This window comes from Micromonospora sp. NPDC005197 (assembly GCF_040608295.1).
Taxonomy (GTDB): Bacteria; Actinomycetota; Actinomycetes; order Mycobacteriales; family Micromonosporaceae; genus Micromonospora.
Map to the genome: position 1 here is coordinate 1 of NZ_JBEXHY010000009.1, position 11951 is coordinate 11951.

Sequence of the window (11951 nt, forward strand, 5' to 3'; positions counted from 1 at the left end):
CTCGCCCGTGGAGATCTTGGACAGTTTCCGTTAGCTCGTAACGGAAACTGTCCAAGATCTGGGGCGGGGCAAGAGCGGCCCCGGCACGAACGGGTCCGCCGGGTCTCGGGTCCTTGCCGGCCGCGCTGTCTATGACCACCTTGCGATCAGTGCTTATAATGTGGGAAACCTGTCTCAATTTATGGGAGACTGCGATGAGCGTGGTGGACGTCTTCGACGCGGTGGCCGGTACCTATGACGAGGCCCGCCGACGGCTCGTGCCCTGCTTCGACGCGTTCTACGGCACCGCCGTCGAGGTGGCTGCGCCGCCGCTGCGCGCCGCGCTGGCCGCCGGCCGTACCCCCGAGGTGTTGGATCTGGGCGCGGGCACCGGCCTGCTCTCGCTGCTGCTCGCCGCGGCGGTGCCCGGGGTCCGGCTGACCCTGGTGGACGCCGCACCGGCGATGCTCGCCCGCGCCGCCGACCAGTTGAACGCGCGGTCCGTGCCACACCGAACGGTCCGGGCCGACCTGGCGGACGAGTTGCCGCCGGGCCGGTACGACGCGGTGGTCAGCGCCCTGGCGATCCACCACCTGGACGACGCCGGCAAGCGCGCGCTCTACCGGCGGGCCGCCGAGGCGCTGACACCCGGCGGGGTGTTCGTCAACGCCGAGCAGGTCGCTGGCCCCACCCCGGCGCTGGACCGGCGCTACGACGAAGTCTGGACAGCCAGGATCACCGAGCTGGGCTCGTCCCCCGAGGAGATCGCCGCCGCCCGGGAACGGATGAGCCACGACCGCCCGGCGACCGTGGCCGACCAGTGCCGGTGGCTCGCCGAGGCGGGCCTGGTCGACGTCGACTGTTTCTTCAAGGAGTGGCGCTTCGCGGTGTTCGGCGGCCGGGCCGGGTAATCCCGGCGGAATGTACGTTTCGCCGCCCCGGGGCGAGTCGATGGGCGTGGGGATGACTGGTGGTCATACCGCTGGGTAGTCTCAGCGGCATGACTGCCAAGGTGACATTGTCGTTCACGGACGAGACGATCGAGGAGGCCCGACGCTTCGCCAAGCGCGAAGGGCTGTCCCTCTCGGCGTGGATGGACCAGGCCGCCCGCGAGAAGGCGCTGCGCGAGGTGTTCACCGCGCACGCCGCCGCCGTGGGTCGTGCCGGCCTCGACCTGGAGTCCGCCGCCCTCGCCGACGCCCGCGAGGTCGGCATGGTCAACGATCTCTACTCCGGCGGACGGCCGCGTGCTGCGTAGGGGTGAGGTCTGGCGCATCGAGGGCGCCCGGGAACGCCTCGGGCTCGTGATCAGCTCGGACGTCTACAACTCCACAGACGTGCCCATCGTGATCGTGGTCGAGGTGGTCGAGGAATCACTGCTGCGCGACTCACCCCTTGCCGTGCCGATGGGCCGGTACGTGGTGATGCCCGACCGGATCTCCGCACCGATGAAGAAATGGTTCACCGACTGCGTGGACGTCGCCGACACCGAGACCATGCTCCGGGTCGGCCGCGCCCTGCGCATCCTCCAGCAGCTCTGAGCCATCGGACCTCACCATCGCCGCCGGCCCGTGGTGCGGTAGGCGTTTCCGGGTCGACCCGTGACGGGCACTGCCAGGTAATCCCGCCTTTCCTAGCGTTCCTCCTCGTCGCATCGACGAGGAGGAGCCGCCGTGAGCACGCTCACCAGCACCGCAGTCCGGTGGCGGCAACCTCGGCGTGCCCGCGGTGCAGCTGGTCGGGCTGGCGGTGCTCGCCACCGCCGGCGCCGCGTACCCCCGGTTGGTGCCCGCGGTCTACCTGCCGCTGATCGTGCTGGCCGCGCTGGCGGCGGCCCGCTGGCTGGACACCGTGCCCGGCGCGCGCAACGAGCCCGGGTCGCTGCGCGAGGCTGCCCGGGACCCGCACACCTGGATCATGTCGCTGCTCTACATCGGCACCTTCGGCTCGTTCATCGGGTTCGGCTTCGCGTTCGGCCAGGTGCTCCAGCTCCAGTTCGCCGAGCGGTTTCCCACAGCCGTCGACGCCGCCTGGCTGACCTTCCTCGGGCCGCTGGTGGGCTCGCTGATCCGGCCGCTGGGCGGCCACCTCGCCGACCGGCTCGGCGGAGCGCGGGTGACCTTCTGGAACTTCGTGGCGATGGCGATCGGCGCCGGCACGGTGCTGTACGCGGCCCGCGAGCGCTCGTTCGGGCTCTACCTGGCCGGCTTCCTCGCCCTCTTCTCCGGTGTCGGCAACGGCTCCACGTACAAGATGATCCCGGCGATCTTCCAGGCCCGGGCGGCGGACGCCGTGGCCACCGGCACACGTGACCCGGAGGCCGCCGCGCGGTGGGCGCGGCGGATGACCGGCGCGTTGATCGGCATCGCCGGCGCGATCGGCGCCTCCGGCGGGGTGCTGGTCAACATCGCCTTCCGCCAGTCGTTCCTCGGCTCCGGCAACGCCGATTCCGCCTACCTGGCGTTCATCGGCTGGTACGCGCTGTGCTGCGCGGTGACCTGGTTCGTCTACCGGCGTCCGGGGTCCCATCGGCTCGCCGGGGTGTGATCCGGGTCATGACCGGCGCGTCGCCGCGCGGCATCCCACCCCCGTTTTGACCTGCCGATGGGGCGCCGGGTATCGTTGCCTGCTGTTGTACGACATCCAGAGGCGTGCCCTATCAGGTACGCTTGGTCGTTCGTGCGCGCTGGTCCGGCCTGCTAGATCTGGTCACCTCGGCGCGCGACCCCAGACCGACGACGAGACAAGGTAGACCTGTGCGTACGTACAGCCCGAAGCCGGGTGAGATCGAGCGTCAGTGGCACGTCATCGACGCCTCTGATGTCGTGCTGGGCCGCCTGGCCACCCACGCCGCCACGTTGCTGCGTGGTAAGCACAAGCCGACTTTCGCGCCGCACGTCGACACGGGCGACTTCGTCGTCATCGTGAACGCGGGCAAGGTTGCGCTGACCGGCAACAAGCGCCAGACCAAGGTCGCTTACCGCCACTCGGGTTACCCGGGTGGTCTGAAGCAGGTCGGCTACGACGAGCTGCTGACCAAGCGCCCCGAGCGGGCCATCGAGCTGGCCGTGAAGGGGATGCTCCCGCACAACAAGCTCGGCCGTCAGCTGATCAAGAAGCTGAAGGTCTACGCCGGTGCCGAGCACCCGCACCTCGCGCAGCAGCCGGTGCCGTTCGAGATCAAGCAGATCGCGCAGTGAGCGCGGGCGAAGGAAGCAGCATGACCGACATCATCGAGACCGAGGTCGCCCCGGAAGCCCCCGAGGCTACCGAGGCGCCGGCGCCCGTCACCCGCGCGCCTCGTGGTGACCGGCCGATCCAGACCGTGGGCCGCCGCAAGGAGGCCATCGTCCGGGTCCGCATCGTCCCGGGCACCGGCAAGATCACCTGCAACGGGCAGGACCTCGAGGCGTACTTCCCGAGCAAGGTGCACCAGCAGCTCATCAAGGACCCGCTGGTCACCGCCGAGAAGCTCGACCAGTTCGACGTCATCGCCAACCTGCGTGGCGGCGGCACCACCGGCCAGGCCGGTGCGCTCCGGCTGGGCATCGCCCGCGCGCTGATCATCAGCGAGCCGGACGACCGCCCGGCCCTCAAGAAGGCCGGCTTCCTGACCCGGGACGCCCGGGTCAAGGAGAGCAAGAAGTACGGCCTCAAGAAGGCCCGTAAGGCTCCCCAGTACTCGAAGCGCTGATCTTTCCCAGCGCGTTGTACTTCTGACGGACGGCCGGTCCGCCTCCCCTCGACCGGGGAGGTGGGCCGGCCGTTCCGCTTTCTCCTTCTCGGTAGTGCTCATCGGAGGTTGGCGGGTATGGGTCGGTTGTTCGGCACGGACGGCGTACGCGGGCGGGCGAACGCGGATCTCACCCCCGAATTGGCGCTCGCGCTCGCCGTGGCCGCCGCGCACACACTCGCCGAGACGGACCGCAGCCACCCGCCGCTCGCCGTGGTCGGCCGGGACACCCGGGCCAGCGGCGAGATGCTGGAGGCCGCCGTCGTGGCCGGGCTGACCAGCGCCGGCGCCAACGTGGTACGCGTCGGCGTGCTGCCCACCCCGGCCGTGGCGTTCCTCACCGCCGAGGCGAAGGCCGACCTCGGAGTGATGCTCTCCGCGTCGCACAACCCCATGCCGGACAACGGCATCAAGCTCTTCGCCGCCGGCGGGCACAAACTGCCCGACGAGATCGAGATGCGGATCGAGGCGGCCGTCGAGACGAACGCCACCACCGCCTGGGACCGGCCGGTCGGCGCCGGCGTCGGCCGGGTGCACGACCTGCTCGACGGTGCGGACCACTACATCCAGCACCTCGTCGGCACCGTGCCGCACCGGCTCGACGGGATCAAGGTCGTCGTCGACTGCGCCAACGGCGCCGCCGCCGAGGTCGCGCCCGTCGCGTACCGGGAGGCCGGGGCCGAGGTCATCGCGATCCACGCCGAGCCCGACGGGCTGAACATCAACGACGAGTGCGGCTCCAACCACATCGAGGCGCTGCGCGAGGCCGTCGTCGAGCACGGCGCCCACCTGGGCATCGCCCACGACGGTGACGCCGACCGCTGCCTGGCGGTCACCGCCGACGGCGACGAGGTCGACGGCGACCAGGTGATGGCGATCCTCGCGCTGGCCATGCGCGACGCCGGCACGCTCACCCAGGACACCCTGGTGGCCACCGTGATGAGCAACCTCGGCCTGCGGCTGGCGATGTCCGCGCAGGGCATCCGGCTGATCGAGACCAAGGTCGGCGACCGGTACGTGCTGGAGGAGTTGCGCGCCTCCGAGCTGGCGCTCGGTGGCGAGCAGAGCGGCCACATCGTCATGCCCGCGCACGCCACCACCGGCGACGGGGTCCTCACCGGCCTGCACCTGATGGCCCGGATGGCCGCGACCGGCAGATCCCTGGCCGAGCTGGCCTCCGTCGTCACCAAGCTGCCGCAGGTGCTGATCAACGTCCCGGTCGGCGACCGCACCGTCGGCGCCGCCGCGCCGGCCGTCCGTGCCGAGGTCGAGCGGGCCGAGGCGGAGCTGGGCGAGACCGGCCGGGTGCTGCTGCGCCCGTCGGGCACCGAACCGCTCGTCCGGGTGATGGTCGAGGCCGCCACCGAGGCGACCGCCCGCGAGGTCGCCGAGCGCATCGCCGACCTGGTACGCACCGCCAGCCCCGCCGGGTCGTAGTCGAGTGGACCGGGGCTTTGGCCCGGCGCGTCAGCGGGTCAGGGCGCGCAACCGGGTGACCGCCTCGGTCAGCACCTCCGGACGCTTGCAGAACGCGAACCGGACCAGTCGTCGGCCGGCCTCGGCGTCGTCGTAGAAGACCTGGGTCGGCACGGCCACCACGCCGCAGCGCTCCGGCAGCGACCGGCAGAACTCCACCCCGTCCGAGCCGCCGAGCGGGGTGATGTCGGCGGTGACGAAATACGTCGCCTCCGACGTCAGCACCTCGAAACCGGCGTCGGTGAGGCCGCCCACGAGCTGGTCGCGGCGCTGCTGGAGCCCGTCGCGGAAGCCTGTGTAGTAGTCGTCGGGCAGGGCCAGCGCCACGGCGACCGCAGGTTGCAGCGGAGCGGCGTTGACATAGGTGAGGAACTGCTTCACCCGCAGCACGGCCGAGACCAGCGCCGCCGGGCCGCTCACCCAGCCGACCTTCCAACCGGTGCAGGAGAACGTCTTGCCGGCCGACGAGATGCGCAGCGTCCGCTCCCGCATCCCGGGCAGCGCGGCCAGCGGCACGTGCGGACCGGACGCGTCCGTGAACACCAGGTGCTCGTAGACCTCGTCGGTGACCGCGTACGCGCCGTACTCCTGACACAGCTCGGCCACCAGCGCCAGCTCGGTCGGCGTGAACACCTTGCCGGTCGGATTGTGCGGTGAGTTGAGCAGCACCAGTCGGGTACGCGGCCCGAACGCCGCCCGCAGCGCCGCCGGGTCGAAGGCGTACCGGCCGTCCGCGGCGGGACGCAGCGTGACCGGCCGCCGGACCGCGCCGGCCAGCGCGATCGAGGCGGCGTACGAGTCGTAGTACGGCTCGAAGCAGACCACCTCGTCACCCGGCTCGCACAGCGCGAGGATGCTGGCCGCCACCGCCTCGGTCGCGCCCGCCGTGATCACGATCTCGCCGTCCGGGTCGTACGACAGGTCGTGGAACCGCCGCTGGTGGGCCGCGACGGCCGCGCGCAGGGCGGGTATCCCCGGACCGGGCGGGTACTGGTTGTGCCCGCCGCGCAGCGCCTCGGCGGCGGCGGCCAGCATCTCCGGCGGGCCGTCCGTGTCCGGGAAGCCCTGGCCCAGGTTGACCGCCCCGGTCCGTACGGCGAGGGCGGACATCTCGGCGAAGATCGTCGTGCCGAACGGCCGCATCCGGGCCACCAGCGGGTCGACATCGGTGCTCGTCGTCACCTGCGCCAGCCTACGGGCACCCGGCGGCGCAACCCCAGCCTCACTCGGGCTCGCAGCGGGTCATCCAGTACCCCTGGCTTTTGTCGATCACCGGCTTTCCGGCGCCGGTGATCGTGATCGTGCAGTCGAGGGGCTTCTCGGCCACGCCGTCGGGCCAGGTCGCCTCCACCATGACCCGGCTCTGGCCGTTGGTCCGGATGGTCGTGCGCCACGGCAGCTTCGCGCTGTCGACGTGGATGAGATCACTCTCGGCGTCGTAGTAGGCGATGTCCGCCTCACCCACGCCGGACACCTGGTAGACCACGGTCACCGGCGCGGGCCCCGACGTCGGTTGCGTGATCGGCTTCTTGGTGGGCCCGGCGGTGGTGGTCTCCGGATCGGTGGGCGCGGTGGGCTCCGGCGCGACGCTCGGCGGCCAGCCGTCGTCGTCGAAGGGGCCGGTGTCGTACGGGTCCTCGGCCACCGGCTCCCCGACGAACTGCCCGACCAGGGGCCCGGCCACGCAGAAGCAGCCGCAGACGGCGAGGGTGAGCGCCGCGACGACCGCGACGACGATCCCGACCACGCGACCGTTGCCGCCGGAGGGGCGACCGGCCGGCGGATAGCCGGGATAGAGGTAGGGCGGTGGATAGCCGGGTGGTGGGTAACCCGGCGGTGGGTAACCCGGCGGCGGATAGGCGGCCGGGATGGGTGCCGGCGACGGGGGTGGTGGCCAGGGAGCCGCCGCGGTGGGCGTCCACGAGGTTCCGGTGGGATCGGGTGTCCACGGCGCGGAGGGCGACGCGGGTGTCCACGGCGGTGGGGGTGCCCAGGGCTGGCCCGGGGCCAGTGGGTCGGGCATCGGGAAAGAGCCCGGCGCGGCCCAGTCGGACGGCGGCGTCGCCGGCTGTCCCGCCGTCGGATCCGGCGGCGTCGGGGTTGGTTCCGGGGGTGACGTCGGGGGCACCTCGGGTGGGGGCGCGTCGGACATGGCTGCTCCGGGCGGGAGTGGGTATGGGGCCAACGGGCCAGGGGAGCGCGCGCCGAGCCCGCCGGAAGACTGTCGTACCCGCTGGCCGTCCGCAACCCCGTTGCTGCGGTGGCACCGCGACCGGTCCGGTGACACTCGTCCCATTGCGGCCCGCCCACCACCGATCGCTCAAATTCGGTGCTTGTTTAGCCGACTTTCGAGCACCCATGCTGAGCGAAACTGGGTTAGGCTGCGGGCCATGTGTGGAATCGTGGGATACGCGGGCGGGCGCCCGGCACTGGGCATCGTGCTCGACGGGCTGCGGCGGCTGGAATACCGGGGCTACGACTCGGCGGGCGTGGCGATCGTCTGCGACGACCAGCTGCTGACCGAGAAGAAGGCCGGCAAGCTCGCCAACCTGGAGAAGGTGCTCTCCGAGCGCGCCGCCGACGACCCGACCTCCTGCGCGGCCAGCCCGATCGGCATCGGTGACGGCACCACCGGCATCGGGCACACCCGGTGGGCCACCCACGGCGGGCCGACCGACCGCAACGCCCACCCACACCTGGCCCCCGACGGGCGCGTCGCGGTGATCCACAACGGCATCATCGAGAACTTCGCCAAGCTCCGCGCCGAACTGGAGGCCGACGGCGTCCAGTTCACCAGCGACACCGACACGGAGTGCGCCGCGCACCTGCTCTCCGCCGCGCTGGCCGACCTGCGCGCCGCCGGCCAGCCGGACAGTCCGCAGCTGCTCGCCGCCGGCATGCGCGTCGTGTGCCAGCGGCTGGAGGGCGCGTTCACCCTGCTCGCGGTCGACGCCGGGGTGCCCGGCGCGGTCGTCGGCGCCCGGCGCAACTCGCCGTTGGTCGTCGGCCGCGGCGAAGGGGAGAACTACCTGGCCAGCGACGTGGCCGCGTTCATCGAGCACACCCGGGAGGCGGTGGAGCTGGGTCAGGACCAGATCGTCCTGATCACCGGCGACAGCATCGAGATCACCGACTTCGACGGTCAGCCCGCCAGCGGCAAGGACTTCCACATCGACTGGGACTCCTCGGCCGCCGAAAAGGGTGGCTACGACTGGTTCATGCTCAAGGAGATCGAGGAGCAGCCGCAGGCCATCGCCGACACGCTGCTCGGCCGGCTCACCGAGACCGGTGAGATCGCCCTCGACGAGGTCCGCCTCAGCGACCAGGATCTGCGCGACGTCGACAAGATCTTCATCGTGGCCTGCGGCACCGCGTACCACGCCGGCATGGTCGCCAAGTACGCCATCGAGCACTGGACGCGGATCCCCTGCGAGGTGGAGCTGGCCAGCGAGTTCCGCTACCGCGACCCGGTGCTCGACCGGTCCACGCTGATCGTGGTGATCTCGCAGTCCGGCGAGACGATGGACACGCTGATGGCGCTGCGCCACGCCAAGGAGCAGAAGGCCCGGGTGCTGGCGATCTGCAACACCAACGGCTCGACCATCCCCCGCGAGTCCGACGCCGTGCTCTACACCCACGGCGGGCCGGAGATCGCCGTCGCCTCCACCAAGGCGTTCCTCACCCAGGTCGTCGCCTGCTACCTGATCGGTCTGCACCTGGCCCAGGTCCGCGGGATCAAGTTCGCCGACGAGGTCGGCGCGGTGGTCGCGCAGTTGCAGGACATCCCGGGCAAGCTGCGCGAGCTGCTCGACCGGATCGAGCCCGTCCGTGAGCTGGCCCGGGAGCTGAAGTCCGAGCCGACAGTGCTGTTCATCGGCCGGCACGTCGGCTACCCGGTGGCCCTGGAGGGCGCGCTGAAGCTGAAGGAGCTGGCGTACATGCACGCCGAGGGCTTCGCCGCCGGTGAGCTGAAGCACGGCCCGATCGCACTGATCGACAAGGGCACCCCGGTGATCTGCGTGGTGCCGTCGCCGGTGGGCCGGGGGATGCTGCACGACAAGGTCGTCTCCAACATCCAGGAGGTCCGGGCTCGTGGCGCGCGGACCATCGTGATCGCGGAGGAGGGCGACGAGGCCGTCGTCCGGTACGCCGACCACCTGATCTACGTGCCGCGTACGCCGACCCTGCTGGCCCCACTGGTCACCACGGTGCCGTTGCAGGTGCTCGCCGCCGAGATCGCCGCCGCCCGGGGGCACGACGTGGACCAGCCCCGCAACCTGGCCAAGTCGGTCACCGTCGAGTAGCGCGTCGTCAGCGGCCCAGCACCACGCGGGCCATCCCGTCCAGCGCCGGGTTGTCCGGCTCCCAGTAGCCGGTGTGCCCGCCGCGACCGCTGGGGAACACCCGGCCGCCGAACCCGGGGTCGGCCGGGTCGTGACCGAACCACAGCTCGTGGCCGGTCCGATCCGGCCACCCCAGCACGGCGGCGAGCGGAGCGGCGCCCAGCAGGACCCGGCGGCCCAGCTCGTCCACCGGCCGGGCCAGGCGGATCACGTCGTCCGGAGCGCTGCTGGCCCACACCTCTGCGGCCGGTACGCCAAGCTCGGCGGCGTGCGCCGCACCGACCCCCGGTGAGCCGACGAACATCAACGCGTCGGCCGCCAGCCCGTGCTCCCGGGCGGCGATGCCCACCACCAGCGACCCGTAGCTGTGCCCGAGCACGGTCTGCCGCGCCGGCGGCCCCTCGTGGGTGGCGCGCAGCCCCTCCTGGAAGCGGTGCAGCGCCCCGCCGGCGTCCCGGGCCTGGCCGGCCGACGCCGCCTCGGTCAGGAAGTCCGGTGCGTCGTAGTCCAGCCACAGCACCGCCGCGCCGCGCTCACCCGGCGCGAGCGTCGCGCAGCGCTCCAGCACCCGGGCCGCTCGACCCAGCTCGCCGGGGGCGTCGTCCAGCCCGGCGGTCATTCCCGGCACGTACGTCAGCACCCGGTCGGCGTGGTCCGGGTCGCCGAGCGCCATCACCACCCGACCCTCACCGGCCGGATCCAGCCCCAGCAGGTACGCCCGTGGTTCCCCGGTCGCCAGGCGCTCGGTGAGCGTGTCCAGGCCGGCCAGCCGCGCCGCCACCGCGCGCAGCCGCAGCGACGCGAGCGGCCCCGGCGGCACCCGGGCCAGCAACCGCCGACGCTCGGCCAGCAACTCCGCGCGCCGCGCACCGAGCCGCAGGCGGTTGGCCTGGTCGCGGGCGGCCACCGGCACCCCGTCCAGGCTGCCGACGAGGGCCGGCTCGTGCCCGACCAGCCACCGACGCTGCGCCGGGGTCAACCCGGACCACCAGGCGCGCACCAGCGCCGGCGTCGCCCCGGAGGCCGGTCGGCCGGGCGGCGGTGGGGACGCCCAACCGGTGCCGGCGGCCCGGGCCAGCTCGTCCAACCGGTCGGCGGCCTGCCGGTCCGCCGCGTCGGCCAACTCCAGCGCGCCCCGCAGCGCCGCCGCCACCCCGGCCGGCTCGGTCGGTCGGGGACGAGTCGGATCGACGTGCACGCCACCGGACCGGTCCACCACCAGGCCGGCCGCGTCGGCCCGGGCGACCGCCTCGGCGAGCCGCGCCTTTGCCACCACGAGGCACCCGGCCAGCTCGGACAGCACCTGATCGGCCTCGATCAGCGCGGGCGCCACCGAGGTCACCTCGCCCCGCAGGCCGCCCAGCCGAGCGTCCGCCGCCACCGCGGCCGCGCCGGACCAGCCGCCCCGCAACCGCCCGGCGGAACCGGCCAGCTCGCCGGCGTGCCGCTCGACCGGACCGGTCAGCCCGGCCCAGGCCGCCCCGGCCGCCCGCCAGCCGCCCGGATCGGCGGCCCAGAGCTGCCGGTAGCCGACCCCGCTCACCGGGGCAGGACGGCGAACCGGCCGGCAGCCCGGTCGTCCACCGTCTCGTACGCCTCGGCTGCGGCCCGGACCCCACCAGCGGTCGCCGCCACGTCCGCTCCCAGTCGGCAGAACCACGCGTGCGCGGCCGACTCCAGCCCCGCCAGAGCCGTGGCGGCCCGCCAACCCGGCGCCGGCACCAGCAGGCCGGGCACTCCGGCCAGACCCCACGCCAGCCGGTACGCCTCGTCGTCGAGCGCACCGGCCACGGCGCGCAGCTCCTGCGGCCGGACGGCGAACGGCTCCTCGGTCATGACCCCCACCCCCGTGCACGATCGGCATCCACGCGCTGACGCTAGGCAGGGTCGGGCCGTGCCGGAGTGCCCTGTGGACAGCCGGCTGCGGCCGTACCCCGGTGTGTCCACAGGCGTTGCCCACGGCGGGCCCGACGGCTAATCTGCCGCCTCGGCCGCCGGTAGGGTGGTCTGGTGATCGTCGCTGTCGGCATCGACGTCGTCCTGGTCGACCGGTTCACCCGGTCCCTGGCGCGGACGCCGCTGCTTGCCGACCGGCTCTTCACCGCGGCCGAGCGGGCCACCCGCTCCGGCACCCCACGCTCGCCCGAGTCGCTCGCCGCCCGGTTCGCCGCGAAGGAGGCCGTCGCCAAGGCGCTCGGCGCCCCGGCCGGGCTGAGCTGGCACGACTGCGAGATCGTGCCCGATAGGGCTGGCCGGCCCTGGCTGACCGTCTCGGGCACCGTCGCGGCGGCGGCCGTCGAGCGGGGGATCAACCACTGGCACCTCTCGCTGTCGCACGACGGCGGGATCGCGTCGGCGATGGTGGTCGCGGAACGGTGACGTCGGCCGGGTGGCCAGGGCGGCCCACTCGCGAGCGGAAT

At 72.8% G+C, this 11951-nt stretch carries 12 protein-coding genes and 1 pseudogene; 9 read left to right on the plus strand and 4 right to left on the minus strand.

Annotated elements, in window-relative coordinates; translation table 11 throughout:
• Positions 1-194 precede the first annotated feature (194 nt).
• The 7 genes and pseudogenes from ABZU46_RS05915 (at position 195) to glmM (ending at position 5149) form a co-directional block, all read left to right on the plus strand.
• Complete coding sequence (locus tag ABZU46_RS05915; protein WP_354855323.1) at positions 195-890, plus strand: class I SAM-dependent methyltransferase; 696 nt, start codon at positions 195-197, stop codon at positions 888-890.
• Positions 891-979: 89 nt separating this feature from the next.
• Positions 980-1237 carry a DUF6364 family protein gene (locus ABZU46_RS05920; protein ID WP_354855324.1) on the plus strand — a complete coding sequence of 86 codons (258 nt, stop codon included), beginning with the start codon at positions 980-982 and terminating at the stop codon, positions 1235-1237.
• On the plus strand, positions 1227-1520 hold the full coding sequence (locus tag ABZU46_RS05925) for a hypothetical protein (RefSeq protein WP_354855325.1): 294 nt from the start codon (positions 1227-1229) through the stop codon (positions 1518-1520). The genes ABZU46_RS05920 and ABZU46_RS05925 overlap by 11 nt, the downstream gene beginning before the upstream one ends.
• A gap of 157 nt (positions 1521-1677) precedes the next feature.
• Positions 1678-2526: pseudogene (locus tag ABZU46_RS05930) on the plus strand (MFS transporter); the annotation flags it as partial.
• Positions 2527-2735: 209 nt separating this feature from the next.
• Positions 2736-3179, plus strand: coding sequence for a 50S ribosomal protein L13 (gene rplM / locus ABZU46_RS05935; RefSeq protein ID WP_007465158.1), 444 nt, complete (start codon positions 2736-2738; stop codon positions 3177-3179).
• 20 nt (positions 3180-3199) lie between these two features.
• Positions 3200-3673: a 30S ribosomal protein S9 gene (gene rpsI, locus ABZU46_RS05940; RefSeq protein ID WP_354855326.1), complete on the plus strand. Its 474-nt coding sequence runs from the start codon at positions 3200-3202 to the stop codon at positions 3671-3673.
• Between the two features lie 117 nt (positions 3674-3790).
• Positions 3791-5149 carry a phosphoglucosamine mutase gene (glmM, locus tag ABZU46_RS05945; RefSeq protein ID WP_354855327.1) on the plus strand — a complete coding sequence of 453 codons (1359 nt, stop codon included), beginning with the start codon at positions 3791-3793 and terminating at the stop codon, positions 5147-5149.
• A gap of 30 nt (positions 5150-5179) precedes the next feature.
• Here the strand turns inward: glmM and ABZU46_RS05950 are convergent, their stop codons facing one another.
• Both ABZU46_RS05950 and ABZU46_RS05955 read right to left on the minus strand, forming a co-directional pair.
• Positions 5180-6370 carry a pyridoxal phosphate-dependent aminotransferase gene (locus ABZU46_RS05950; RefSeq protein WP_354855328.1) on the minus strand — a complete coding sequence of 397 codons (1191 nt, stop codon included), beginning with the start codon at positions 6368-6370 and terminating at the stop codon, positions 5180-5182.
• A gap of 40 nt (positions 6371-6410) precedes the next feature.
• Entirely contained in the window at positions 6411-7211 is an 801-nt protein-coding gene (locus ABZU46_RS05955) for an MmpS family transport accessory protein (RefSeq protein WP_354855329.1), read from the minus strand.
• 367 nt (positions 7212-7578) lie between these two features.
• On the opposite strand from ABZU46_RS05955, the gene glmS reads away from it, so the two are divergent.
• Entirely contained in the window at positions 7579-9492 is a 1914-nt protein-coding gene (gene glmS, locus ABZU46_RS05960; RefSeq protein WP_354855330.1) for a glutamine--fructose-6-phosphate transaminase (isomerizing), read from the plus strand.
• Between the two features lie 7 nt (positions 9493-9499).
• On the opposite strand, the gene ABZU46_RS05965 is transcribed toward glmS, so the two are convergent.
• Both ABZU46_RS05965 and ABZU46_RS05970 read right to left on the minus strand, forming a co-directional pair.
• Positions 9500-11074 (minus strand): alpha/beta hydrolase, encoded by a 1575-nt coding sequence (locus ABZU46_RS05965; RefSeq protein WP_354855331.1) that lies wholly within the window; start codon positions 11072-11074, stop codon positions 9500-9502.
• Positions 11071-11367, minus strand: coding sequence for a hypothetical protein (locus ABZU46_RS05970; RefSeq protein WP_354855332.1), 297 nt, complete (start codon positions 11365-11367; stop codon positions 11071-11073). The genes ABZU46_RS05965 and ABZU46_RS05970 overlap by 4 nt, the downstream gene beginning before the upstream one ends.
• 174 nt (positions 11368-11541) lie before the next feature.
• On the opposite strand from ABZU46_RS05970, the gene ABZU46_RS05975 reads away from it, so the two are divergent.
• Positions 11542-11910, plus strand: a complete 369-nt coding sequence (locus ABZU46_RS05975) for a holo-ACP synthase (protein ID WP_354855333.1) — start codon at positions 11542-11544, stop codon at positions 11908-11910.
• The last annotated feature ends 41 nt before the right edge of the window (positions 11911-11951 follow it).